Raw genomic sequence first — 25,774 nt, 5'->3', positions numbered from 1 at the left:
CCCAGGGGTGGTTCCCTGGGATTTTTTTTGTCAAACCCTTAAGGTGGGTTTTGAAAAAGATTAATTCATTTATCTTTATTCAAACTTCATTCAGATGCCTGAAATAAAAATTATTGATCTCCATTTTAAGAATTTAGATCACGCGATTGCGTCCTATCTGCTGCCTAGTACAGATGGGCCCATTTTGATCGAAACAGGCCCACACGCCACTTTCCCAAAACTAAAAGAAGGTGTAGAGGCATTGGGTTACCAAATGACTGATATCAAACATGTGTTTTTGACGCACATCCATTTGGATCATGCTGGAGCTGCATGGGCTTTGGCAGAAACTGGTGCCAAGATCTATTTGCACCCATTTGGTGCAAAAAATATGGAAGACCCTTCGCGTCTAATGGAGTCTGCCACCAGAATTTATGGTGATCAAATGGATACACTGTGGGGACAGATGAAACCTATTCCTGCTGATCAACTCATCCAAGTAGAGGATGGACAATCCTTTGAAATTGGGGAATTGAAAATAAAGAGTCTGCACACACCAGGTCATGCCAAACATCATATTGCCTGGCAAGTAGAGGAAATCATTTTTACTGGTGATGTGGCAGGAGTAAAAATTGACAATGGTCCTGTGGTGCCACCTTGTCCTCCTCCAGATATTAATCTGGAAGACTGGAAAACCTCATTAAATATTTTGCGCCAAGCCAAACCCACAGCCTTGTATCTTACTCATTATAATAAAATAACCGCTATTGATAGTCATTTGTCGTCGCTCAAACTTATTCTTGACGACTGGGCTGTATGGATCAAAAAGCAAATGCAAGCTGGGTTGACCAATGAAGAAATGGTACCCATGTTTATGGAATATACTGCAGATCAGCTAAGAGAGGCAGGCTTAGATGAATCTACTATTCAGCTATATGAAGCAGCAAATCCTTCTTGGATGAGTGTAGCTGGACTTGTGAGATACTGGACTAAAAAAGAAAGTTAAATGTAGAATCAACCAAATATGAATAACCTAAAAAATTTGGTTTTTCTTGATATTGAAACTGTATCAGGAAGCCCCAACTTCGAATCGCTTGAGCCTGCCATGCAGGAACTATGGGAAAAGAAAAGTACCTTCTTGAGAAGAGATGAAGAAACCCCATTGGATAAACTCTATTTCGACAAAGCAGCTATTTATTCGGAGTTTGGCAAGATAATTTGCATCTCAGTAGGTATACTTTACCATGACAAAGCCGATCTGCTGAATATCAGAATTAAGGCGATTCGAGCCAACAATGAAAAAGAATTGTTGGAAGAGTTTGTTGCATTGCTGCACGACAAAATGGACGAAAACAAAATCCAGCTTTGTGGTCACAATGCCAAGGAATTCGATTTTCCTTACATCTGCCGACGCATGTTGATTAATGGCATTCCTTTACCTCCTTATCTTCAGCTATCTGGTAAAAAACCATGGGAAATCAAGCACTTGGATACCATGGAAATGTGGAAGTTTGGAGACTACAAAAATTTTACCTCATTGGCATTGCTTACAGAAGTGTTTAATATCCCGTCGCCTAAAGATGATATAAACGGGAGTGATGTGAACCGCGTGTACTATCATGAAGAAGGACTGGAAAGAATCGCCGAGTATTGCAATAGAGATGTATTGGCAACGGCTCAGGTATACCTCAAAATTCAGGGCTTGGAAATCATTCAGGAGGATCACGTACAGTTTGTAGAATAGCGAAATGAAAAAACCACTTGATCGATTTTCTATTCAATCTAGTGCATACAAAAAACACAGGCCAGTATATCCGTCTGCTTTGTATGAAGAGATACTAGGCCATGTGATCACCAGAGAGAAATGCTGGGATTGCGGAACTGGCAATGGACAAGTGGCGGAAGCACTCTCCACTTATTTCCGACAAGTAGAAGCATCAGACCTAAGTGAAAACCAATTGGCGCAAGCTCCAAACCTTCCCAATGTTCATTATTCTATCCAACGAGCTGAAAACACCAACTTTGCAGATGATCAGTTCGACTTGATCACTGTAGGCCAAGCCGTTCACTGGTTTGATTTTGAAGCTTTTCATTCCGAGGTCCTGCGTGTTTCAAAACCTGGAGGAATTGTTGCCATCTGGGGATATGGTTTGTTGAAGGTGGATGAAAGAATTGACGAACTAACTACAGAATTTGATAGGGATATTGTAGGGCCATACTGGGATGTCGAGCGCAGGCACATTGATTCAGCTTATGAAACCATACCATTCAATTTTGACCCTATCAAAGTGAAACACAGTTTTGTTATAGAAGAATCTTGGAATACCGATCGACTGGAGGGCTATTTCAATTCATGGTCATGCGTACAAAACTATAAGCAAAAGCATAGTGGGAATAGTCCTGTGTCAGCCTTAATGGAAAGGATAAGTGAATACTGGAAAGCAGGCGAAACAAAAAAGGTAAGCTTCCCCATATTCCTACGAATGGGGCGAATAGATAAATAGAGGTTTACTTTTTTTGAATAAAAAATTGATCAATCATCGTCGTATCAATTTTCGTTTTATTGAGTCTTAGACTGCTGGAGTAGTAGCTTTTATTTTGCTGACTGGGTCGTTTGATGCTCTTGATTATGCCTTTTGACGGGTCAGAAGAAAAAAGGGTGACTCCTTGAGGTTCCTTCATATAGTTTTTGAAATTGTCCAAACTATTCATTTCAGGTATATAGCCTTTTTTGTATAATAGAGTGGAATACTCAACATTATTAACGGCATTGATTTCCTCAACTGTGTATGGTACCTTATATGCCATCATTTCCTGTTTCAGCTCTTCTTCTGGTAGATAATCTCGAATGATAACTTCTTGCATCAAATTTTCTTTTTTTTTCAGATACATAGGGATCACCTGATCAGAAATTTCTGAAATTTGAATACTGGATCGCTCAAAATTGATGTGTGAAAAAGTAAGCGAATCGCCTTTCTGTATTTCTATGGAGAAGACACCATTTGAATTGGAAATAACTTGTGTTTTTACGCCAACTATATGAACAAAGGGGATTGGTTTTAGCGTTTGCTGGTCTAGTAACTGACCAGAAAACAAGGCTTCTGAAAATTGAGCATTTGCAGGAGACCAAAACAAAACGATGGCCAGGAGGAAAGGCGTGAGTTTATGCATTGAGATGATCGGTTTACATCTAAATGCAAAAAGCAGAGCTAATAGGTGTATGGTGCTTGGTTGACTACTAAGCCAGGAATGTCAGACCAGGAGGCTGATAAAGCAACCAACCCGTCAGGCTATATCTGTCCACGTTAGTTTCTAGCACTTCGTGTTCTACTTGATCACTTCGCATAAAAACAATTCGCTTAGCAATGGGCTCAATAGTTTTTTCTTCATTCTCTAGATACAATTTCAACTCTCCTCCATCTCCTTCTTTCCAATTTTTATTTAGATAGAGGATAACAGAAATCAGTCGATTACTTCTATGGCTGAATTGATCCAGGTGCCTTTTGTAAAAGGTTCCTTCTGGGTAGTGAGCCATGTGAAATTCTGAACCTGATAAGCTCAAAAAGCAATATCTATTTAGCATGGCTATGGCCTGGTCTATTCGGGCAAAGAAGTTGGCCAGTTCTGTATCAGTATCACGATTTAGCCATCGGATATAGTCTCCCCTTATCTGGCTTTTGAGCTGGAATTCGCTGCCAGTACCTATACCGGCTTTTTTAAAATCATCTTCTTTCAGGTGGTCCTGAAAATAATTGAGAAAAATACTCAGCTCATGATCCGTGATGAAATCATCAATCACTAAGCAACTTTCTTCGGACAAAGTATCGACCCAGTCGATCCATAAGTCCTCATGATTGTTTGTCAATGTCTACGTGAAAGAACGGCGCGAAGCTAGTTCGCTTTGGCAAGTAAAAACTTAACTCCTTAAATTATTTTTATTCGTTTTGAACTGATGTATCAATAAAAGGACAATAACACATAGACTATAATAGAAAAACCAATTCCAAACATGCGCAAGCTCGGCATAGTCTATCGCCCAATGTGTATCTACAGGTATAGGAAGTAATCTTAGCGAAATTAGGCTAAGACCCAAAGCTGAAAAGACGAACGTGAGATCTTTGCCCTGTAGTTCGCGAAGCGTAAGAGTCATGATAAAAGGAAACCCCAAAAATAGAATCCTCGTCATATCCTCTCCCGCCAATAAGCCAAAAGAAGAATACATTAAACTCAGTACGAGCAGTAAAGTATATTTTGAATCCTTAAATCTTCGTATGCCAAAAGCAAGGAATATCGCTAACGGCAATAGTCCATAGGCCGATCCAAAAGCTGTGAACCAGCGAATAAATCGGGAAGGATCCTTTAGTGCCCAGTGCCCATGATATAGAATGGCGTCTAGTGAGGAGCGCTGATCCAACTGCTCAGGTAGATAGTAGAGCACTGTTTTTTGAATAAGGAGGCCGATCAAAGTGGATAGAATCAATATCCTTCCTTGTTTCCAAGGTTGATGGTGATAATTATACACGAAGTGAATACCAATAAAGACGACCATTATTGCCAGGAAGGATTCCTTTTGCAGTAGGGCGACTGGTACCAGTAGCAAAAACCACTTGTAGTCTTTTTTCAAAAACAAGAGCAAAGCCAGCGCTTGAAAAAAATACAACGGGACATCAACAGTAAGATTGTCGTAAAGATTTAAGCGAATAATGCCAGTCCAATGAATAATCAACCAGCCAAACCCCAATAGCTGAACCCAGAACTTCAGCTGTAATTCCAACCAAAGGCTACGAATGGCCCATATACTGATCACAAAAAAGGCAAAGTTTACGAGATCAAAATGAAGACCAATGGATGAACCGGGAATTAGGCTGACAAGCCATGGTACCAAGGGGCGATTATAGAAAGGGAATTTGATTGGAGCGATCATCCCATGCTCGAAATACCAGTAAAGTTTGGCATATTGATGGCCATCGCAGAGTGTACAGGCACTATAGTCTTTAGGAACATTCATCCAATAATAGAGACCGTAAAACACCATGGCTAAGCCATAAATCCAGAAATGATCTTTACGTGTCGATGAAGGCAAAAGCATGTGACTTGAAGACTTTATTGATTCCCGTAAATTAACTCGAAGATTCAATATTTTCTAACTGCATAATGGCATGATCTATTGTATCAATATCAGCCATGACCAACATCAGTTTGTTTTTGACCTCCTTGAGTTGATAGGCCTTTGGGTGCTGCTGTACATAGCTGATGATATGACTGAAAGCTGGAGACTGGTAGTAGGCATCATTGTCCTTAGGAGGGAAATAGCATCTCATCCGTCCATTTTTAAGAACGAGTTTTTCAAAGCCCAAGTCCATAGATAACCAACGCAATTTCACAGTCTTGAAAAGATCAATCACTGATTGTGGAATTTTACCAAATCGGTCAATAACTGACTGTTCAAAAATACTGAGTTCGGCACCTGATTTTATATTGTCTATTTGGGTGTAGATACTGAGCCTTTCGGTAATGTTTTTGACATAGTCTTCTGGGATCAGAATTTCCAAATCTGTCTCAATGATACAATCAGACACCAATGCTTTCACATCTACTGCTTGATCCTCGAATAAGTCTTTGAACTCGTTTTCTTTCAAGTCATTGACTGCCTCATCCAAAATCTTGTGATACATATCGAATCCAATATCTGAAATGAACCCACTCTGCTCGCCTCCTAACAAATTACCAGCCCCACGGATGTCTAAATCTCGCATGGCTACTTTGAAGCCATCACCCAGATCAGAGAATTCTTCAAGTGCGCTCAACCGTTTTCTGGAATCTGACGATAAATGTGAGGTAGGTGGAGTGATTAGAAAGCAAAAGGCCTTTTTGTTAGAACGCCCAACACGTCCACGCATTTGGTGCAAATCTGAAAGCCCAAAGTTCTGTGCATTGTTAATGATGATGGTGTTGGCATTAGGAATATCCAGCCCACTTTCAATAATGTTGGTGGAAACCAATACGTCATACTCACCTTCAATAAATTTAAGCATGGTCTTCTCCAGCTTAGGGCCATCCATCTGTCCGTGCGCCACTCCAACTCTCGCATCTGGCACCAGTTTATGAATGATATTGGCTACACTTTCTATATCACTTACCCGATTGTGTACAAAGAAAACTTGACCACCTCTTCGCAATTCGTAACTCACAGCATCTCTTGTCATGGTTTCACTAAAGGCGTGAATCTCTGTGGTTACGGGTTGACGGTTTGGAGGAGGCGTAGAAATCACACTCAGATCACGAGCACCCATCAGTGAAAAGTGAAGTGTTCTGGGAATTGGAGTGGCAGTCAAAGTGAGCGTGTCCACATTCACTTTTATCTCTTTCAGTTTGTCTTTGATTTTCACACCAAACTTCTGCTCTTCATCAATGATCAAAAGCCCAAGGTCCTTGAAATCAACATCCTTGTTTACAATCCTGTGCGTACCAATTAAAATATCGACTTTACCTTCCTTTACTCTTCCCAGAATGTCTTTGATTTCTTTGGTGGTTCGGAAACGGTTGATGTACTCTACAGTGACAGGAAAATTGGCCAAACGTTCATTAAACGTATGGTAATGCTGCATGGCCAAAATGGTAGTCGGCACAAGTACGGCAGCTTGTTTGCCGTGTACTGCTGCCTTGAAAGCTGCACGAATGGCCACCTCCGTTTTTCCAAACCCCACATCTCCACAGACCAGTCGATCCATGGGGTGAGGCTTTTGCATATCCACTTTCACATCTTCTGAGGCCTTGGCTTGATCTGGCGTGTCTTCATAAATAAAAGATGTCTCTAGTTCCGCCTGCAAATAACCATCTTCACCAAAACTGAAACCAGGAGCCGCTTTCCTTTTCGCGTAAAGCGCAATGAGTTCTTTGGCAATGTCTTTGACTTTTCGACTGACTTTTTTCTTTTTGTTTTCCCACTCAGGAGAACCCAATTTGCTGACTTGTGGAGGTCCAGTTTCTTTACCACTGTATTTGGAAATTTTATGCAAAGAGTGAATACTGATGTAGAGCAAATCGTCATCACGATAAACGAGCCTTACGGCTTCTTGCTTGTTGCCACTCACGTCCACCATATCCAATCCAGCAAATCGCCCGATGCCATGATCGATATGGACTACATAGTCTCCTGGGTTTAGTGTACGAAGCTCCTTCAGGGTAAGTGCCTTCGACTTTGAATGTTTTTTGCGGACTTTGTATCTGTGAAATCTTTCGAAAAGCTGATGATCTGTGAAGCAGGTGAGTTGGGCATGATTGTCTATAAAGCCTTCCCGCAGACCAAGAATTAAAGAGTCAAACTTGATAAAAGGATTGATTTCCTCAAAAATGGAGGTAAGCTGTGCAATGGGTTTTTCAGATTCTGAAGCGATTAATGTTGCATATTCTTTTTCCCTAAAAGACTCAAGACTCTCAGCGATCAGGTCAAAGTTTTTATTGAAGGAAGGTTGTGGGTTGGCGTCAAAATTGAATGCTTCTGCTTTGTCGAGATAAAACCGATTGCCAAATTCGATTTTGACATAATCATCTATGGCTGATTGAAATGAGGCACTCGTTTCAAAAAGCTCGTCTGGATTCATAGCCAGACTGGCACCACCACTGGCTTCCAGGATGGTGTCAAAACTTTCTTTCGCTTTCGCGAAAGACTTGTCCAAAACGTCCATGGTGTTTTGATAATCCTTTACCCAAATCTTCGAATTGTTGGGCACATAGTCTAGAAAAGACTGACGGGTTTCTTCCAGTAGCTTGGTCTGTATATTTGGGATGATGTTGATCGTCTTCAGGTGGTCTTTTGACAATTGACTTTCAGGGTCAAAAGTTCGGATGCTTTCTATCTCATCTCCAAATAGCTCAATTCGGTAAGGCAACTCCCCAGCGTAAGAGTAGATATCTACAATACCTCCACGCACAGCAAACTGGCCTGGCTCATACACAAAATCATCCTGAACAAAGCCATAATTCAATAGTAGCTCAGTTAAGAAGTCACTATCTACCTGTTCGCCTACCTTGGCCGTGAAGGTATTTTGTACCAAAGACTTTTTGTTGATCACCTTTTCGGTGAGTGCTTCTGGATAAGTCACGATCAGCTCTCCAGCAGAAGACTTGTTGTTGATCCGGTTGAGGATCTCAGCACGCATGAGGATGTTAGCGTTTTCCGTCTCTTCAAATTCATAAGCTCGTTTGTATGAAGAAGGAAAGAGTAAAACTTCTTTATCTCCCAATAAATTTTGCAAGTCATTGTAGAAATAGGCCGCTTCCTCTTTTTCATGGAGGATGAAAATGTGATTCTGATGATTGAGCTGATAGATGGCTGCTGCTGTGACGGCGTCAAGACTCCCTACTAATCCTTTTAGATTAATGACTTTGTTTTCGTTTGGCTTTGCCGCCTCTGCCAATGCCTGAATAGTAGATTGGGATTTGTATAAGGAAAGTAGCTCTTTTTGATTCACACCTTGAAATTAAGGCACAAAAGTAAGGGTTTTGTGATTGGCGAACCTAGCTTGTGAAATACAAATTGCCTTCGGGTACGACGAAGTGATAATTCTCAAAAGTAGTTCGTCATTCCATTCATGATGACGTATCATTTAAGTTTTGAGAAAGTATCACCAAGTGAATGGCGAAAATTAAATCAAAGGTGCTGGAACTTTTTCTCATCAATAATCCTTTACATAAGCAGAGTATAAATCTATTCATGATCGCGCACTCGCGATTCATTGTTTAAGGTTAGGTTGGTGATTATGGCGCGCTCCATTCTGGGACGCGCTATTTTTTTGTATGAACATGTCATTTCTGAACCTAATGGAGAAGTTCCATTAGCTCCTGTCATTTCGACGATAGGAGAAATCTAAATAAGATTAAAACTGCATCACGTGATGTTAAGGTTTCTCGATGCACTCGAAATGACAAATTACTTAGCTTTTAAGAATTTCTCTTTTTCCAATTCATCCGAATTACATTAATTTACCTGTCTTAAAACCTTAAAATGATGAATAGATTACTCTTGATTTTCGTTCTTGGCTGTGGACTTATTGCTTGTGAGCAAAAGCCAAAAACCACATTTGAAAAATTCTTTACTGACCAGACACTGCGTATTGATTATTTCCACACTGGAGATGCTAATACGGAAACTGTTGAGATAGACGGCTTGTATAGTTATGGCGGCTGGGCAGGGAGTTTAGTCAATCTTATCGACCCACTCAATTATGGGGCTTATTATCACAAAATCTATGATGAAGCTTCTGGTGAATTGATTTATTCCAAAGGTTTTGATAGCTATTTCAAAGAATACCAAACCAGTACGCCTGCGATTGAAGGTGAAGTGAAGCAGTTTCATGAATCTGCCATCATCCCCAACCCAAGACAATCAGTCATTTTTGCACTTGACAAACGAGACAAAGACGGCAAATTGAATGAAGTCTTTAGAACCACCATAGACCCTAGTCAAAGTGCTACTGGTCTGAAAGATGCAGACATAAACGTATATGCGAGTCTGGATAATGGTGACCCACATCTCAAAGCTGATATACTGATCGTGGGTGAAGGCTACTCAGCTGACGACAATCAAAAATTCCAGGATGACCTGAAAAGATTCACAGATGTGTTTTTCAAAGCGGAACCCTGCAAATCTTATAAGGATAGATTCAACATCAGAGGCGTATTGAAAGAATCTCAGGACAGTGGGATAGATGAACCTAGGGCTGGGATTGATAAAAACACAGCAGTAAGTGCTACCTTCAATTCCATGGGGTCGGAGAGATACTTATTGACAGAAGACAACAAAGCCCTGAGAGATATTGCTGGTCACGCACCTTATGACGCTTTGTACATCATGGTCAACCACAGTCGCTATGGCGGCGGCGGCATATATAACTTCTACTGTACCTATACCTCAGACAACATTTTTAGTGAATACCTGATGGTGCATGAGTTTGGGCATTCTTTCTTTGGCTTGGCTGATGAATATTATACGTCATCATCTGCCTACAACGATTTTTATCCACAGGGCTACGAGCCAGCCGAACCCAACATCACGGCTCTACTAGATCCAGAAAATGTAAAGTGGAAACATCTACTGTCGGAACGTGTAGAATTGCCCACGCCTTGGAACAAAGCCTTTTATGACAGCACGAGTTTGATCTGGCAAGCTGAGCGAAGAGCGCTCAACGATCGCATAGCAGAACTCAAACGTACCAATGCCTCAGCAGAAGAAATTGCGGCTACTGAAGCGCTATATGATGAAAAGGTAACAGCCGAAGATGCTCGAGTACAGGCGTTTTTGGAAGGTGGTGAGTTTGCCAAAAAAGTAGGTGCTTTCGAAGGAGCAGGCTATGCTTCAGAGGGCATCTATCGTTCTTCTCCCAATTGTATCATGTTTACACGCACAGATTATTTTTGTGAAGTGTGCAAGGAAGCCATGATCAATGTGGTGGAAACTTATGCAGAGTGATATATGGAAACAACTTGTCCAAAGTTTCGACTTCATTTGATTTAATATCTAATGTAACAATCTCTATTCATACCTTAATGCTTTAACCGGATTGGATAGAGAAGCTTTGGTAATCTGATATGCAAGAGCAGAGACAGCTACAATACTGATCATTGCAAGAGAAAGCATGAAAGGCCAAATACTCATTGGTGTTCGAAAGGCAAAACCGGTCAGCCAGTCCGAAAATACATACCAACAAATGGGCCATGTAATTAGATTAGCAATCAGGATTGGTTGGAAGATATCCTTGCTTAAAAGAATTACAATTCCTTTTGTGCCGGATCCTAGTGCCTTACGAATTCCTAACTCTTTCGTACGTTGCTGTATGGTGTATGATGACAACCCGATCAGCCCGAGTATGGCAACCAATATAGCAACACCAGAAAAAATGGAAAGTAGCCGCCCAAACTCCAATTCGGTTTTGTACTGCTCGTCAAACTCAGTACGGAGAAAGTGATAGTTGAAAGGATTACCTGGGAAATAATTTAGCCAGTGTTCACGTACCTGATCTATGGTTCGACCAAGATTACTAAATCCTGTCTCAGTACGATTCAATTGCATAGAAATAAAGTTAGTGGCTCGGTCACTTTTTAGTAGTATCAAGGGGCTAATGTCGTTCTTGAGTGATTGTTGATTAAAATCCTTGACTATACCAGCGATTTTCCATTTTTGATTATCTGGATCATTAGGGTTCCCTATCACTAGAGTTTTTCCAATGGCAAATTCTAAATTTTTGAAATCAAATAGCTTCACTGCAGTTTCATTGAGCAGGATGGCCGTTTGATCGGTTTCGGTAAAATTGTGACCTGCTACAAAGGTTAACTCGTAGTATTGAGCAAAGTCGCTTTGAATGGCATTAATATAGCAAAACTTGCTGTCTGCCTCAGGGTTATCCACTCGACTGAACCATGTTGCAGAGTTTAATTCCTTCCCAGGAATACTGTTGCTTCCTGTTACACTTTTTACTCCTGGAAGCTGAAGTAGAGCATTTTTGAATGCTTTATATTTTGTGTTGAGTGTTGAGTCTTTTACGGCTGGCCCTTTGAGTATAAATTTGTCGTCTATATTCATCCCAAGCTTTTGATCACGCATGTAAGTGATTTGTGAGAATATAATAATCGTTCCAATAATTAAACAGGCTGAACAGGCAAACTGAAATATCACAAACCCTTTTCTTAGTAAAATCCCTTTTCGGTTGGCCATTAACTTTCCTTTTAAAACGGCAACTGGGTGATAGGAGGCAAGTACAAAGGCTGGGTAAAAACCTGAGAGTAAACTAGAAGTAATCCAAACAATCAGTAGAGCCAGCCAGAACCAAACCTCCTGTAGGATATTGGTATTTTGGAGTTTGGGTGCGCCTAATTGATCCAAAAATGGTTGGATGGACCAAACCAAAAAAAGACCGAGAGTGACAGCAAGGAAATTTACAACAAATGATTCGGTCATATACTGAATAAACAGGAGGGACTTATTCGCTCCAATGGCCTTTCTAACACCAATTTCTTTGGCTCTTTCAAGTGCTCTGGCTGTCGCAAGGTTTACGTAGTTGACTAAGGCAATGATTAGAATTAAATAACCCACGATGGTCATATAGTCCACTATGTCTTGATCACCATTGATTTCTGCCTCGTGTTCAATGTGAGATTTGAGATGAATGTCAGATATTGGTAGCATAGCAAACTTTAAGACCACATCCTGCTCGGCAAGCTCCTTGCCTCCTATATAGTCCATTACAAACTGAGGGAATTTTTTGGCCAACAATTCGGGATTTGTACCCAAAACAGTTTTGATATATAAGTGTCCGTGAAAGGCCGTCAGGTTGTTGGGATCCCAATGTTCGCCCATAATTGTTGATAGCGTATTGTGAGAAAGAAGCAGATTGATTTTGATATGAGAATTTTTGGGCGTGTCTTTTATAATACCTGTGATTATATAATTTTCATCACGGTCTTTGCGTATGGTTTTTCCGATAGGGTTTTCATTCCCAAAATACTTTTTGGCCATACTCTCAGAAATTACAGCAGAGAATTGTTCGTTAAGTGCAGTGCTGGGATCACCTTCAACTAACTCGAAGGAAAAAATAGTAAAAAAAGAAGGGTCTGTAAAATATATGCCTTCTTCTTCGAATAGGTGTTCGTCTTTTTGTATCAAGGCCTTTGAGGTTATAAGATTGGCAGGGTGAAGTCTAGTAAAATCCACCACTTCAGGAAACTGCTGCACCATCAGAGGCCCCACACCCATATAGGTTAGGACTGTATTAAATGATTCGACACCTGATTTTTCCTTTGAATAACTGATGCGATAGATGTTGTCTCTATGTTCGTGAAAATTGTTATAGCTTGTTTCAAACCTCACATATTGGAGGATCAGCAAAGTACCAGCCATGCCAATAGCAAGTCCCAAAATATTGAGTGATGAGTAGAGTTTCTTTTTTGTTATGTTTCGAATAGCACTGAGAATATAGTTTTTAAGCATGTCTTTGAGATTAGAGACTTTTATTCAAAGTAATAAAAATAACAAAGAAACGCACGGGCTTTTACTGGAGTGGTTAATGGTTAGAATATAAGATTCTTGAATTAGAGAATGTTGAAAACCAAAACTTATGATTAGAATTGTAATCATAAGAAAGTCAATATATTGAAACCCCTGACCCCCTTCCGCACCTACCGAGACCCCCTTGAAGCTGAAGCGCTCATGGAGATTTTACAAAATCATAATGTCACATTTGAGCGGGCTTTCGAAAAATCTGGAGATCTTGATGACTACGTTGGAAGCAATCCTTTTGACAGTGATATTGTCATTAAAATTGCAAAAAGCGACTTTTCAAAAGTAGATGCCTTACTAAAGGAAAGTTCCGATTAAATTTACATTTCAATGTAGCCAAACACAAAATGAAAAAAACCCTCACATTTCTGCTCCTGACTTTTATTACTTATTCCTCTGCTTTTTCCTGGGGGAAAACAGGACATCGCGTGGTAGGGCAAATTGCTTATGACCACCTGACCAGCAAGGCAAAGAAAAATATTCAGGCCATACTGGGAGATGAGCATTTGGGCATGGTGGGCAATTACATGGATTTTATTCGTGCGGATCGGACAAAAGATTTTATGACTCCCTGGCACTACTGTACCATACCTGATGGTAAAACATATCAGGAGGCGGGTGTACCCGAAGAAGGAGATGCGATTCAAACCATAAATAGGTTGATCAAAGAGCTGACCTCCAAAGAATTTACTTACGAGTCAGAAATAGAAAACCTGAAATACCTGGTGCACATGGTGGGAGACATACATCAGCCCTTGCATGTAGGCAATGGGGAAGATTATGGCGGCAACAATGTGAAGGTGGATTTTATGTGGGACAAGAGTTATAACCTGCACCGTGTTTGGGACAGCGGCCTGATCGATCACCAGCAGCTGAGTTACACAGAATATGTGAAATGGATTGATACGGCTACAGTGGCTGAGATCGAAAAATGGCAAAGTGAGGGCATCATGATTTGGGTAGACGAAGCGCTGTCTTATAGGAAAGCTGTGTATGATATTCCTGAAAATGGAAAACTCAGATACGATTACAATTATACGCACATTAGGACGGTAAACGAACGCTTACTCAAAGCAGGCATACGATTAGCTGGAATTCTTAATGAGATTTATGGCTAGCCAGTGATTAATAACACCTCGTCATAGCCCTGCTTGTGGCACTAAAGTTAGGGGAGGTAGGCTGTATAAGCACCTTCTGTACTTAGTGTTGGCAGATCACCCAGACTGACGCTGGGTGATGACGAAGTCATAGGACTCGCTTCTAAAAAGGCAGGGCATCCAATTGCACATTACCACCAGTAATGATCAGTCCTGTTTTCTTACCAACAAATTGCTTTTTGTTTTTGAGTAGGGCAGCCACTGCCACAGCACTTGAAGGCTCAATAATGACCTTCATTCTTTCCCAGATCAAACGCATGGCATCCACAATTTCCTGTTCCTCTACGCGATAAATTTCAGAAACATGCTCCTTGATGATTTCAAAGTTTAGTTTCCCCACAGAAACTAAAAGTCCATCTGCAATTGATTCAGGGCTATCCACACCAACTAATTTTCCAGATTTGAACGATCTGTAGGTGTCGTCTACATTAGAGGGTTCGGCCAAAATCATTTTTGTAGTAGGACTGACATAGCTCAGAGCTAGAGCAGATCCGGCAGCCAGACCTCCGCCACCTACTGGCGAGATCATAAAATCCAAATCTGGATATTCTTCTATAAACTCCTTGGCACAAGTGGCCTGTCCAGCAATAATTCTTGGATCATGAAACGGGTGAACCTGAATGGCGCCAGTTTCATTCATGATTTTGGCACAAGCGGCTACTCGCGCTTCTTCCGTTGGTTCGCAGAAAGTAATCTCTGCACCATATTCTTTTACTGCATCTTTTTTCACCTGAGGCGCATTTTCTGGCATTACGATATATGCCTTCGCCCCAGCGACCTTCGACGCAAGCGCCACGGCTTGGGCATGATTCCCTGAAGAATGCGTGACAAATCCGTTGACACGATCCTCTGGTCGGTAGGACATGATAATGTTCGAAGCACCACGCATTTTGAATGCGCCTACTTTCTGAAAATTCTCACATTTGAAAAACACTTCGCCACCAACCATTTCATTGATGGTCTGAGAAGTCATGATTGGTGTACGTACGATGTATTTGGTTATTCGCGTGTGCGCACGCTTGATGTCACTAAGACTTGGTATTTCCATAGTTGATAAATCCGCCCTTTAAAGATTATGCAAGCATCAAAGTTAATTCGAAATAAATTCTAATACTCGATTTGGGTAGTCAGAAATAATGCCGTCAACTCCCCAGTCAAGTATGCGCTGAATGTCTTCTTTTTCATTTACCGTCCAAGGGATGACTTGCATGCCCTGCGATTGAAGCCAGGCAACTTTTTCAGCGTCAAGCAGGTGATAATAGCAGCTATAGATTTCTGGTGTGAACCCAAGGTTTGCTAGGTTTTCTTCTATGGGCAATGCATTTTCGACCAAGACGGCCAATTTGACATCTGGATAATGGTCATGAAAATATTGAAGAATTCTAAAATCAAAGGATTGCACATTGAGCATGGTCGTGTCCATTTCCTTGCTGATAAAGTCGTAAACGAGTTGGGAATATTCAGCAGGAGCTGGGTGATAGATAGAATCACCAATGGGTTCGCTTTTAATTTCAATGTTGTAGCGGACAGGTGACAGCTGTTTTTCTTCCAGATGCCTATTGACTGCCACTATCAACTCTTTGAGTAGGGGTTTGTGAAGTTTCATCAACTCCTGATCTGGGAATTGCTTTTGAAACCTGGAACCTACGTCGTAAGTCTTGATCTCTTCATAGCTCATCTTATAGATGTTGTAAGCTAATTCTTCGTGCTTTTCTATAGGAACCCCTTCAGGAGTGGTAGAAAACTTGTGCGACATGAAAGGGTCGTGGCTGACTAGCAGTTCTTTGTCCTTAGTCACTGCCAAATCCAGCTCTAATGTAGTGACGCCAAGCTCTACGGCTTTGATAAACGCTGGAATCGTATTTTCTGGCAATAGACCACGTGAACCACGATGACCCTGAACATCTAAATGAGCATACTTCATGGTGTCAGTTTTTGGTTGACAATGAGTGAGTGCTAGCATAAGGCCTAGCGTTAGACAAGTGTTTATAATTTTCATTGGGTTTCAGAATTAGCACTTTGTTCTTTGATAGCCAGAACAATCAAAACTACTACGGCTAATACACAAGGGTATAAGGTGAACATTATGTTTTGATTAAATATGGCTTGGTACGAAAGTGTTCCCAGCACTCCACCAAGAACAGGGCCCACTACTGGAATCCAGCTATATCCCCAGCCTGATTTTCCTTTGCCAGCAATAGGCAACATGAAATGAGCAATTCTAGGCCCCATATCTCTGGCTGGGTTAATGGCAAATCCTGTGGTGCCACCCATAGCCAAACCAATCATACAAATAAGCAATCCTACAACCAATGGATTCAAACCTTCTGTGAATTTATTTAAACCCAAAAAGGAAAGCGCGAATAGCAAAACGAAAGTGCCAGATACCTCACTAAATAGATTGGCATACTTTGAGGGAATGGCTGGGCTATTGCAAAAGACACCTAATTTGGTGCCTTGGTCTGCTGTGGCTTTCCAGTGTGGCAAATAGTGCAACCAAACCAAAGATGCCCCAGTCATGGCTCCCAAAAATTGAGCAACAATATACCCTGGAACGAGCGCCCACTCGAATCCCCCTACTATGGCAAATCCAAGTGTAACGGCAGGATTGATGTGTGCTCCTGAAATATCCCCTACGGCATAAATGGCCATTGCTACAGCCAATCCCCAACCCACACAGATCGCCAACCAGCCACCTCCATGGAAAAAATTCTTCTGTAGGCTGACCCCTGCATTCACTCCTCCACCTAAAAGGATTAGAATAGCAGTACCTATAAACTCTGCAAAATAAACGTTCATTATTTCTGTGGTTGAGTGATTTTTATGTTTTGTTTGATCAATGTTTTAAGCACGTTTGACTGCTCATTTCCCAATTCTTTGAGCGATAGGGTCAACCAGTTTTCAGGTGTCTTTTTAGGATATAGTAGTGCCAGATTTTCTTCCAGTTTGTAAAATCCAAAATCGCTCCATTTCAGTGTTTTGCATTGTTCAGGAATGCTATGTTTGACGTCTACACCTTTTTGGTTGATAACCATTTCAGGGATGGATTCTCTTTTCTGTTTCCAGAGGTTTTTCACCTTCATCTTAAACATGAGATTCCTTCCTATGAAAATATAGACCAGCGTTAGTACACCTGCGTATGTCAATTTTTCATCTATGGGTACGGTTTTCAACCCTGTATATAAAAGTAACCCTGCTACGATAGCCAGCAGCATGGATATGGCTCTTTTCTTTGGGTGATCTGCGATTTTTTGCCCTTGAAAAAACGATTCGTAATCGCTATTGGATGGTATGGTAATCGTATTCATTTAGAGCGTTAGGCTGATGGGACAATGGTCAGATTCTTTGTAATCGGGATGGATGGCTGCTGATGCTACTCTGGCTACTAATGGTTCACTCACCAAAAAGTAATCAATACGCCAGCCAATATTTTTCTCTCTGGCGCCTGCTCTATAGCTCCACCAGCTATAGGCTACTTCTTCAGGATGAAGGTGCCTAAAGGTATCCACAAAGCCTGCTTCCAGAAAATTGGTCATGCCGTCTATTTCTACTTGCGTATAGCCTGCCGTTTTGTTATAGTTAGATTTTGGTCTAGCGATATCGATTTCCTGATGTGCTACATTGAAATCGCCACAAGCAATGACTGGCTTTTTAGCTTCTAGCCCCTTCAGGTATTTTCTAAAATCAACATCCCAGCCTTTGCGATAATCTAAACGTCTGAGTTCACGGCTTGAATTTGGTACGTAGACATTTACCACATAAAAATCTTCGAATTCACTTGTCAAGACCCTACCTTCCTGATCATGATCCTCTATACCAATGCCTTTGGTTACAGAGATGGGGGCCGTTTTGCTAATCGTACAAGTTCCGCTATAACCTTTTTTGACAGCACTGTTTGCAGATACGTGATGAGAAAAGTCTTCACCCAAAGCTTCTAACACCTGATCGTCTTGTGCTTTGGTTTCTTGGAGACAAATTATATCTGCCTGCATATCTTCAAAAGAATCTAGGAGGCCTTTTTTGATGGCTGCTCGGACGCCATTTACATTGTATGAAACGATTTTCATGAATAATATTAGTTTGAGATTTTCGACAATATTTTTTTATTTCTGATACTGAAAGGAACCATGATTATTGGGTAAAGCCAATAAATAAACCCACCAACAGCAAAAGAAATATTTGGCTCCACTGGAAGCAAACAAAACAGACAGGAAGTAAGTGGAATGGCTCCCATCAATAGATTTGCACGCATGCTAATTCTGGTTAAAAATTTTTCTTTAGGATTCAGCTCCAATTCTTCCGCTCGTCTATAGGCAATCAAATACATAATGGCTAAAGTGAAAAAGATACTGGCCGCACCAAACCCATAAATACTCATCAGGTTGGGCGTGTCTTCAATGCGAATCACGTTAGTGAAAATGTGATTAAAAGCTTCCCAGTTTTTGGTGAACATGGCCGAGAACATATCATATAGCAGCTGCATCAAAAACTTGAGTGGATAGATATAAAATAGGATGAGAAAAAGGAGCAGGGTATTGACCGCGACAATTTTGGCATCCTTGAATCCATAACGAATGAAGAACACATAATGTTGAAACCAGATCAGCATAAGCAACGCCATGCAAAGTGCAAACGGAACCAGGTCTTTGAGGAAATGCAGTAGCTCTGCATAAGTCTCTGGAATGGAGGAGGAGATAACTAAAAGCGCTGTGGCAATTGCAAATACTCCATCAGACAAGGCCTCAACACGGGTATTGTCCACACCCCGAAAACGAAACGGTACGTCGGAGTCTTTGAGCGTTTTTTCTTTAAGGGCACTTCGAACCAAAACAGGAGGATTTTGTAATGAAAATTAGACGATATTTATATGAATGCAAAAACTAATTGAGAAAGGCAGCACCAAATACTCCTGCTGAGTCACCCAACTTTGGTTTTAAGATTTGAGTGTTGCATTCTGGGTTGAAGACATGTTTTTTTATTTCTTCTATTCCTTTGCTATAAAGCAAATCAATATTGCCCACACCACCTCCTATAACAATCACGTCAGGATCAATCATGTTGATAATACCTGAAACCCCAATACCAAAATATTTGAGCAAACGATCTATGGTTGATTTGGCAAGTGGATCCAGTTTTTGATCTGCTGCAATGTCTTTCAGTGGTTTATACTGACCAGAGGCTGCTGTATAATATTGCTCAAGCGCAGGCCCAGAAATAACAGTTTCCACACATCCAGTTTTCCCACAATAACACTGCCCTCCAGATTCATGAAGAAAGTTATGACCCCATTCTCCACCAATACCATTTACCCCACTCAAAACTTCTCCATTTACGACCAGGCCGCCACCTACACCTGTACCCATAATTACACCAAACACAACTTTGGCATTTGGAGTCGTTTCTGACACGATGCCCAGACGGGTTTCTGCCAGCGCAAAACAATTGGCATCATTGGCCATGGCTACAGGTATTTGCAGCAAGTTTTGTAAATCGGCCAGCAAAGGTTGATCATTGAGATGTTGGCTATTTGAGTTTTTGAGATGACCTGTAGGGGGATAAATGGAGCCAGGGGTTCCTATTCCAATTTTTGCTGGCTTCAAGCCAGATTCTTTAGTGAGCGCCTCTACTAATCTTTTAACTTGAAACAATACGTGATGATAACCCTTGTCGCCTTCAGTAGGTATTCGTTGGCGTGCGACCACGCTATACTCATTTGAAGAATCCAGGATGATGCCTTCTATTTTTGTTCCACCAAGGTCTATGCCCCATTTCATTTGAAATTCGTCGCCTTGTCCAATTCTTCTTGCATGGCTTCCTGTTCTTCTTTCATTTGCTCGGCAGACCAGTCTAGCCAATGTTTCATTTCAGTGGCCACCATTTTGACGTGGTCTTTCACACTTTGGATATTGAAAAAGAGTCGTCCTGTTCGATGAATGAAGAAATCTGTCAAATGCATGACCATCTCATGTTCGATACAAAACCTGACTTCTGCTTTGAGCAATTTGATTTCTTCATTTTTGCCAGGCAGTCTTTCTGCAAAGTTTAATATAACCTGGGCCTGATCTCCATAGGTGTCTACCAGATAGGCAATCTGCTTGTCGTTGAACTGAGCATTTTCCTTTTGCAGCCTGGCCTTGTATGTTGCTACAGCTTTAGTGTTCTTAAAACTGTTGCCATTGAATTTGACTTTTTTGGTTTTTGACTTGGTCTTTTTAGTAATACCCGATCGAGAACTTTTCATTTCTAAAACCAGATCTACCGTTCGTTTCGCCATTTTTCTATAGCCAGTCAATTTTCCTCCTGCTATGGAAATAAGTCCGCGGTCTGAAATAAAAATCTCATCTTTTCTGGAAATTTCAGATGCCGATTTTCCCTCTTCTTGAATGAGTGGACGTATTCCAGCCCACGAAGACATTACATCTTCAAATTTAATGTGGATGGAAGGAAACGCCTGGTTTACTGCCTTGATTAGATAGCTGACATCTTTTTTCTCCGTTCGGGCATCTCTCGGATTGCCTTTGTAGTTGGTATCTGTGGTGCCAATGTAGGTAATGTCATTTTTTGGAATGGCAAAAATCATACGGCCGTCGGATACATCAAAGTATACAGATTGTTTGACAGGTAGCTTTTCAAAAGGTACAACAATGTGAATACCCTTGGTAAGGTGAAGTTTGGTTTCTTTTACTTTCTTATTCAGTTTTCTGACCTGGTCTACCCATGGACCAGCTGCATTCACCACGTAGTCGCCATAGATTTTAAAATCTTCACCTGACTCTTCGTCGTGACAAGCCACACCACAAACTTTACCGCCTTTGGCCAACAGATCCGTGCATGTGGCGTAATTCAAGGTTTGTGCCCCATATTCAACGGAAGTTTTGATCAGTTCCATTACCAATCGAAAATCATCTGTTTGGTACTCGGCATACAAACCACCACCTTCTATAATGTTTTTGTCCAGCAGAGGTTCGCAGCGCATGGTTTCTTCAATGGAAAGCATTTTGCGCTGGTCTTCTTCTTCTACTCCTGCGAGTACATCGTAGACCATCAAACCTACTGACGTAATGATTTTGCCATAGTTGCCGTCTTTTATCAAGGGAAGGAGCATTTTTTCAGGCCTTACCAGATGCGTTGCTAGTTCGTGGAGGATAGACCGTTCTTTACCCACTTCACGTACCAGATTAAACTCAAACTGTTTGAGATATCTCAGACCTCCATGAATGAGTTTTGTGGATTTACTACTTGTACCAGAGGCGAAGTCCTTTTTTTCCAATAGGGCAACTTTCAAACCACGAGTAGCCGCATCTAGTGCGATACCAACTCCTGTGACTCCACCACCTATGATAATGATATCATAGTACTCATTCTTCAGGTTTTGAATGATGCTGGGTCTGCTTTGATATGAGAAGGATGGTTGTGACATAAATTTTTTTTGTGCAAAACAAGACGAAAGGCCGTTCTGTTCAATTTTCGAATTGTTATGAAATGTTTATTTTTTATCGTGCCCAATTCATACACCTTTTAATGGCATTGTGCCATCCAGTATACAGATAATCTCTGGTGAAGTCATCCATTTTAGGTTTGAATATTTTATCAAGTGCCTTTTTCTTTCGGATATCAGCCATGCTCCATAAGCCACTCGTAATACCAGCAAGGAAGGCCGCTCCTTGTGCAGTGGATTCTACATTCTTTGGTCGTTCTACGGGGACATTTAATATATCTGCTTGGAATTGCATCAAGTAATTATTGGCGGAAGCTCCACCATCTACTTGGAGAGAATTCAGCTTAACCCCTGAGTCATTGGCCATGGCGTATAGAATATCCCGGGTTTGATAGGCCAATGATTCTAGTGTTGCCTTAATGATATCGTCGTTGGTAGTGTCCTGGGTGAGTCCAAAAATGCCCCCTCTGGCATACATGTCCCAATAAGGGGCTCCCAGACCAGAAAATGCTGGAACCATATATACGCCACTGTCTTCTTTAGTTCGCTCGGCAATTCGTTCAGTTTCTTCTGCAGAGTTAATCATTTTCACGCCATCTCGCAGCCATTGTATGGCTGCTCCTGCCATAAAAATGCTTCCTTCTAGTGCATATTCCACTGTACCATTCAATCCCCAAGCGATGGTGGTGATTAAACCGTTTTTTGAGTACTGTATTTTTTCGCCTGTATTCATCAGCAAAAAGCACCCAGTTCCATAAGTATTTTTTGCTTGTCCAGGTTCAAAACAACCTTGGCCAAATAGAGCAGCTTGCTGATCTCCTGCTACACCCATAATAGGAATCTGACCCCCTTGTATTTGGGCCATTCCAAAATGAAAGCCAGAATGGGTCACATCTGGAAGCATTTGTCTGGGAATATCAAATCGTTCTAATAGATCGTCGTCCCATTTCAATTCGGAAATATTGAAGAGCATGGAACGAGAAGCATTGGAAAAATCTGTAGTATGAGAGGCGCCGTTCGTCAGATTCCAGATGAGCCAGGTGTCCACAGTTCCAAAGATGAGATCTCCGGCCTCCGCTCCTTTTCTTGCGCCCTTTACATTATTGAGAATCCAGTGAATTTTTGTAGCTGAAAAATAGGAGTCAATAACCAGACCTGTGCTTTCTCTTACATAGTCTTCAAAACTATCATCACTTTTGAGTTGCTGACAAAAATCGGAGGTTCTGGTATCTTGCCAAACAATGGCATTATAAACTGGGTTGCCAGTATTTTTATCCCAGACAATGGTCGTTTCTCTCTGGTTGGTAATACCTATACCTAATATCTGAGAGTTATTGACTTTACTTTTTTTGATCACCTCGTACATCACATCGAGCTGAGACTTGAGGATATCGTATGGATCATGTTCTACCCAACCATTTTTTGGGTATATCTGCTTAAACTCTTGTTGAGCCATGGATACCACTTTGCCTTTGTGGTCAAATAGAAGTGCTCTCGAACTTGTAGTTCCCTGGTCAAGCGCCAGTATATATTGCTTCATGCGAACAAATTTCCAACAATTTAACTACAATAATCAAATAATTAAACCGCATTTTTGATTGATGTTAATAATTAACACTTTGGGGAATAACTCGCCTGCAGAAGATGCGAATTGATCACATAAAGAAGTAGGCATGCCTACTTCTTTATGTGTAGTTGTTCTTCAGTTGTCTCGAATGGCTGTAGATGGATTGGCAATGGCAGATTTGAGTGAGTGATAGAGGACCGTAACAAATGCAATCACTAACGTAAATAACGCAGACAGCGCAAAGCTGGTCCAACTCAATTCCATTGAGTAAGCGAAGTTCTGAAGCCATTGATCCATGAAGTAATAGGATATTGGAAAAGCGACTGACATGGAAATGATAATCAGCTTGAGAAAATCCTTAGACATCATGATAATAATGGTCAATACATTGGCTCCTACGACTTTTCGAATTCCAATTTCCTTTCTTCTGGCTTCCGCAGTGTAAGAGGCCAGTCCAAACAAGCCCAAACAAGCGATTGCGATCGTGAGAATAGAAAAGATAGCAAAAATGTCTCCTCTCTTTTCATCTGCCTCGTACTGTTTTTGAAATCCCTGATTGACAAAAGCATACTCAAAGGGGCGGTTAGTCACGACAGACTTAAAGACCTGTTCCACTTCAGACATGGTGTTGGCAATGTTTTCTGCCTTTAGCCTTACAATCATCTGGCCGTTATTAATACCATTGTAGATCAACAGTGGGGCTATTGGTTCTTGTAAAGAAATCAAATGAAAATTTCTCACTACACCTACCACAGTAAACTCTTGAATGTCCAGATCATCGTTTAAAAATCGATGAAACTTTTTTCCAATAGGATTGTCCCACCCCATTTCTTTTACCATTTCTTCATTGACAATGACTGATGCTGCTGTATCATTTCCTACTTCAGGCAAAAAATTTCTTCCTTCAATGATGGGAATCTCAAAGGTCGGGAAGAACTGGTTGTCGGCTGTAATGTTTTGAAAGATTTTCTCGATCATGGTACCATTTGCTGATTCCACTTTAATTCCACTCATGCTCATGGAGTTACTTCCTGGCACGCCAAAGCCGGAACCTACTGATTCCACATTAGGGTTTTGTAATAGTTTTGAAGAGAGAACTTTTAATTTATTTTTTATTTGTTGGCCTTCTAGCGTCACCATTACCACCTGCTCTTGGTTGAATCCCAATTCTTTATTTCGTAGATACGACAGCTGATCAAAAACAATCCAGGTACTTGCCACCATACCTAATGAAATGGCAAATTGGGCGACTACCAATGCTTTTCGAAGAGACTCATTTCCCCTGCTCTTTTGCGACTTTCCTTTGAGTACCTCTGCGGCTTTGAATCTGGATAGATAAAAGGCAGGATAACTGCCACCAACGAGCCCAACAAATAGAATGATCGCTACCAAAACGATTAGCATTTTTGGATTGCTGATAAAGTTTTGGTCAATATCTAGGCTTGTTAGTTCATTAAAATATGGAATCAAAAAGAACGTCAGGATAAGGCTGATGATCAGGGCTATGAATGCGATGACTACTGATTCGGTGATAAACTGACCCATGAGTTGGGATTTGTATGAACCCATGGCCTTTCGAATACCTACTTCTTTGGATCTTGAAACGGATCTTGCTGTAGCCATATTCATATAATTTATGCAAGCAATCAGAAGCATGAAAAACCCTATTGCGCTAAAAATATATAAATAACTGATGTCACCTTCAGACTCTAAGTCCATATCAAAATTGGAATAGAGGTGGATTTCTTCCAGGGGCTGAAGTGAAAATTCAGCAGAAGCGCTGAATTGATCAAAAATTGGCGCCATGTATTTCTCATAAATTTGTGTTAGGACTGGCAGGATGGTGGTGGGTTTAGTCCCAGCTGGGAGCACCACAAAAATTTGATCATTCAAATTGCCCCAGGAGTCTTGCCCAGGTGTATTGGTTCCATAAGATAGCAAGCCATGTGCACGAATGCTCGAATTGATCTTGGGATCAGCCATTATCCCAGTGATGATTTTGGTGTCTTCCCCATCAGTCTTTACCGACTTACCCATGGCAGATGTATTTGGAAACCACTTTTCTGCGAGCGTTTTTGACACGACGAGTGTATTGGGTTCGCTGAGGCAGGTGGATCTATCTCCCTCAAGCAATTCGAAGTCGAAGACATCAAAAAAGGAAGAGTCTGCTTTCAGGATATTTTTTTCATAGAAATAGTCCTCCCCAACAGCGATTAGTATTTCGTCTTCTCCAGTTACTCTGACAAAGTTCTCCACTGCGCCGAATTCATTTTTTAAGGTAGATCCAATCAATGAGGGTGCTTGCGGAATGTGGAATTCAGTATCCTGCACGTTGGCTTTGGTTGATACGCGGTAGATATTTGCTCTATTGGAATGAAAGCTGTCATAACTTCTTTCAAAATCAATATAAAGATATAGCAATAGGCTACTTACGATTCCGATGGTAAGACCAATGACATTGATTGTGGAATAGACGGGACTATTCTGGATATTGCGTATGGCAACTGTGATATAATTTTTAAGCATAGTCGTATAATCTTGAGATGATTTTGACAAATGGTGTGCCGAACTAGGTAAAC

Annotated in this window: 21 protein-coding genes; 6 read left to right on the top strand and 15 right to left on the bottom strand. The window is 41.0% G+C overall.

Annotated elements, in window-relative coordinates:
• Positions 1–94: 94 nt before the first annotated feature.
• From B9A58_RS10705 to B9A58_RS10695, 3 genes are read left to right on the top strand one after another with little or no spacing between them, the layout of a single operon-like run.
• Positions 95–985, top strand: a complete 891-nt coding sequence (locus tag B9A58_RS10705; protein WP_084372839.1) for an MBL fold metallo-hydrolase — start codon at positions 95–97, stop codon at positions 983–985.
• 18 nt (positions 986–1,003) lie between these two features.
• Positions 1,004–1,723, top strand: coding sequence for a 3'-5' exonuclease (locus B9A58_RS10700; protein WP_084372838.1), 720 nt, complete (start codon positions 1,004–1,006; stop codon positions 1,721–1,723).
• Between the two features lie 4 nt (positions 1,724–1,727).
• Complete coding sequence (locus B9A58_RS10695) at positions 1,728–2,483, top strand: class I SAM-dependent methyltransferase (RefSeq protein WP_084372837.1); 756 nt, start codon at positions 1,728–1,730, stop codon at positions 2,481–2,483.
• Between the two features lie 4 nt (positions 2,484–2,487).
• On the opposite strand, the gene B9A58_RS10690 is transcribed toward B9A58_RS10695, so the two are convergent.
• From B9A58_RS10690 to mfd, 4 genes are all read right to left on the bottom strand, one after another.
• Positions 2,488–3,150: a carboxypeptidase-like regulatory domain-containing protein gene (locus B9A58_RS10690; RefSeq protein WP_084372836.1), complete on the bottom strand. Its 663-nt coding sequence runs from the start codon at positions 3,148–3,150 to the stop codon at positions 2,488–2,490.
• 67 nt (positions 3,151–3,217) lie between these two features.
• Positions 3,218–3,844 carry a 2OG-Fe(II) oxygenase gene (locus B9A58_RS10685; protein ID WP_084372835.1) on the bottom strand — a complete coding sequence of 209 codons (627 nt, stop codon included), beginning with the start codon at positions 3,842–3,844 and terminating at the stop codon, positions 3,218–3,220.
• A 51-nt stretch (positions 3,845–3,895) separates the two neighbouring features.
• A complete protein-coding gene (locus B9A58_RS10680; protein ID WP_084372834.1) occupies positions 3,896–5,068 on the bottom strand; it encodes a hypothetical protein in 1,173 nt (390 codons plus the stop codon).
• A 31-nt stretch (positions 5,069–5,099) separates the two neighbouring features.
• Positions 5,100–8,453: a transcription-repair coupling factor gene (mfd, locus tag B9A58_RS10675; RefSeq protein WP_084372833.1), complete on the bottom strand. Its 3,354-nt coding sequence runs from the start codon at positions 8,451–8,453 to the stop codon at positions 5,100–5,102.
• 533 nt (positions 8,454–8,986) lie between these two features.
• Here mfd and B9A58_RS10670 point away from each other — a divergent pair.
• Positions 8,987–10,450 (top strand): M64 family metallopeptidase, encoded by a 1,464-nt coding sequence (locus tag B9A58_RS10670; protein WP_221407850.1) that lies wholly within the window; start codon positions 8,987–8,989, stop codon positions 10,448–10,450.
• Positions 10,451–10,513: 63 nt separating this feature from the next.
• Here B9A58_RS10670 and B9A58_RS10665 read toward each other — a convergent pair whose 3' ends face one another.
• Complete coding sequence (locus B9A58_RS10665; RefSeq protein ID WP_084372832.1) at positions 10,514–12,964, bottom strand: ABC transporter permease; 2,451 nt, start codon at positions 12,962–12,964, stop codon at positions 10,514–10,516.
• A 219-nt stretch (positions 12,965–13,183) separates the two neighbouring features.
• Between B9A58_RS10665 and B9A58_RS20375 the strand changes: the two genes are divergently transcribed.
• On the top strand, positions 13,184–13,351 hold the full coding sequence (locus tag B9A58_RS20375) for a hypothetical protein (protein WP_221407849.1): 168 nt from the start codon (positions 13,184–13,186) through the stop codon (positions 13,349–13,351).
• A 29-nt stretch (positions 13,352–13,380) separates the two neighbouring features.
• Positions 13,381–14,151 carry a S1/P1 nuclease gene (locus B9A58_RS10660; RefSeq protein ID WP_084372831.1) on the top strand — a complete coding sequence of 257 codons (771 nt, stop codon included), beginning with the start codon at positions 13,381–13,383 and terminating at the stop codon, positions 14,149–14,151.
• Between the two features lie 142 nt (positions 14,152–14,293).
• Here B9A58_RS10660 and B9A58_RS10655 read toward each other — a convergent pair whose 3' ends face one another.
• The 10 genes from B9A58_RS10655 to B9A58_RS10610 all read right to left on the bottom strand — a co-directional run bounded on the left by B9A58_RS10655 (position 14,294) and on the right by B9A58_RS10610 (position 25,721).
• The gene (locus B9A58_RS10655) at positions 14,294–15,238 is read right to left on the bottom strand and encodes a pyridoxal-phosphate dependent enzyme (RefSeq protein WP_084372830.1); all 945 of its coding nucleotides are present in this window, start codon (positions 15,236–15,238) and stop codon (positions 14,294–14,296) included.
• Positions 15,239–15,280: 42 nt separating this feature from the next.
• The gene (locus B9A58_RS10650) at positions 15,281–16,189 is read right to left on the bottom strand and encodes a glycerophosphodiester phosphodiesterase family protein (RefSeq protein ID WP_245827059.1); all 909 of its coding nucleotides are present in this window, start codon (positions 16,187–16,189) and stop codon (positions 15,281–15,283) included.
• Positions 16,186–16,989, bottom strand: a complete 804-nt coding sequence (locus B9A58_RS10645; RefSeq protein ID WP_084372828.1) for an MIP/aquaporin family protein — start codon at positions 16,987–16,989, stop codon at positions 16,186–16,188. Before B9A58_RS10645 ends, B9A58_RS10650 begins: the two co-directional genes overlap by 4 nt.
• On the bottom strand, positions 16,989–17,498 hold the full coding sequence (locus tag B9A58_RS10640; RefSeq protein ID WP_084372827.1) for a hypothetical protein: 510 nt from the start codon (positions 17,496–17,498) through the stop codon (positions 16,989–16,991). Before B9A58_RS10640 ends, B9A58_RS10645 begins: the two co-directional genes overlap by 1 nt.
• Positions 17,499–18,257 (bottom strand): exodeoxyribonuclease III, encoded by a 759-nt coding sequence (locus B9A58_RS10635; protein WP_084372826.1) that lies wholly within the window; start codon positions 18,255–18,257, stop codon positions 17,499–17,501.
• 8 nt (positions 18,258–18,265) lie between these two features.
• Entirely contained in the window at positions 18,266–19,018 is a 753-nt protein-coding gene (locus B9A58_RS10630; protein ID WP_084372825.1) for a TMEM175 family protein, read from the bottom strand.
• A 52-nt stretch (positions 19,019–19,070) separates the two neighbouring features.
• Positions 19,071–19,964, bottom strand: a complete 894-nt coding sequence (locus B9A58_RS10625) for an ROK family protein (protein WP_084372824.1) — start codon at positions 19,962–19,964, stop codon at positions 19,071–19,073.
• A complete protein-coding gene (locus B9A58_RS10620) occupies positions 19,961–21,610 on the bottom strand; it encodes a glycerol-3-phosphate dehydrogenase/oxidase (RefSeq protein WP_084372823.1) in 1,650 nt (549 codons plus the stop codon). The genes B9A58_RS10625 and B9A58_RS10620 overlap by 4 nt, the downstream gene beginning before the upstream one ends.
• Before the next feature lie 73 nt (positions 21,611–21,683).
• Positions 21,684–23,168 (bottom strand): glycerol kinase GlpK, encoded by a 1,485-nt coding sequence (glpK, locus tag B9A58_RS10615; protein ID WP_084372822.1) that lies wholly within the window; start codon positions 23,166–23,168, stop codon positions 21,684–21,686.
• A gap of 162 nt (positions 23,169–23,330) precedes the next feature.
• The gene (locus B9A58_RS10610; protein WP_084372821.1) at positions 23,331–25,721 is read right to left on the bottom strand and encodes an ABC transporter permease; all 2,391 of its coding nucleotides are present in this window, start codon (positions 25,719–25,721) and stop codon (positions 23,331–23,333) included.
• Positions 25,722–25,774: the final 53 nt, after the last annotated feature.

The organism is Reichenbachiella faecimaris (assembly GCF_900176375.1).
GTDB lineage: Bacteria > Bacteroidota > Bacteroidia > Cytophagales > Cyclobacteriaceae > Reichenbachiella > Reichenbachiella faecimaris.
This window is presented reverse-complemented; position numbering and strand designations above follow the sequence as displayed.

Bases quoted from the DNA above. Each gene is read 5' to 3' on its own strand.
- B9A58_RS10705 (WP_084372839.1), top strand. From the start codon at position 95: ATGCCTGAAATAAAAATTATTGATCTCCATTTTAAGAATTTAGATCAC.
- B9A58_RS10700 (WP_084372838.1), top strand. From the start codon at position 1,004: ATGAATAACCTAAAAAATTTGGTTTTTCTTGATATTGAAACTGTATCA.
- B9A58_RS10695 (WP_084372837.1), top strand. From the start codon at position 1,728: ATGAAAAAACCACTTGATCGATTTTCTATTCAATCTAGTGCATACAAA.
- B9A58_RS10690 (WP_084372836.1), bottom strand. From the start codon at position 3,150: ATGCATAAACTCACGCCTTTCCTCCTGGCCATCGTTTTGTTTTGGTCT.
- B9A58_RS10680 (WP_084372834.1), bottom strand. From the start codon at position 5,068: ATGCTTTTGCCTTCATCGACACGTAAAGATCATTTCTGGATTTATGGC.
- B9A58_RS10670 (WP_221407850.1), top strand. From the start codon at position 8,987: ATGATGAATAGATTACTCTTGATTTTCGTTCTTGGCTGTGGACTTATT.
- B9A58_RS10665 (WP_084372832.1), bottom strand. From the start codon at position 12,964: ATGCTTAAAAACTATATTCTCAGTGCTATTCGAAACATAACAAAAAAG.
- B9A58_RS20375 (WP_221407849.1), top strand. From the start codon at position 13,184: ATGGAGATTTTACAAAATCATAATGTCACATTTGAGCGGGCTTTCGAA.
- B9A58_RS10660 (WP_084372831.1), top strand. From the start codon at position 13,381: ATGAAAAAAACCCTCACATTTCTGCTCCTGACTTTTATTACTTATTCC.
- B9A58_RS10655 (WP_084372830.1), bottom strand. From the start codon at position 15,238: ATGGAAATACCAAGTCTTAGTGACATCAAGCGTGCGCACACGCGAATA.
- B9A58_RS10650 (WP_245827059.1), bottom strand. From the start codon at position 16,189: ATGAAAATTATAAACACTTGTCTAACGCTAGGCCTTATGCTAGCACTC.
- B9A58_RS10645 (WP_084372828.1), bottom strand. From the start codon at position 16,989: ATGAACGTTTATTTTGCAGAGTTTATAGGTACTGCTATTCTAATCCTT.
- B9A58_RS10640 (WP_084372827.1), bottom strand. From the start codon at position 17,498: ATGAATACGATTACCATACCATCCAATAGCGATTACGAATCGTTTTTT.
- B9A58_RS10635 (WP_084372826.1), bottom strand. From the start codon at position 18,257: ATGAAAATCGTTTCATACAATGTAAATGGCGTCCGAGCAGCCATCAAA.
- B9A58_RS10625 (WP_084372824.1), bottom strand. From the start codon at position 19,964: ATGAAATGGGGCATAGACCTTGGTGGAACAAAAATAGAAGGCATCATC.
- B9A58_RS10620 (WP_084372823.1), bottom strand. From the start codon at position 21,610: ATGTCACAACCATCCTTCTCATATCAAAGCAGACCCAGCATCATTCAA.
- glpK (WP_084372822.1), bottom strand. From the start codon at position 23,168: ATGAAGCAATATATACTGGCGCTTGACCAGGGAACTACAAGTTCGAGA.
- B9A58_RS10610 (WP_084372821.1), bottom strand. From the start codon at position 25,721: ATGCTTAAAAATTATATCACAGTTGCCATACGCAATATCCAGAATAGT.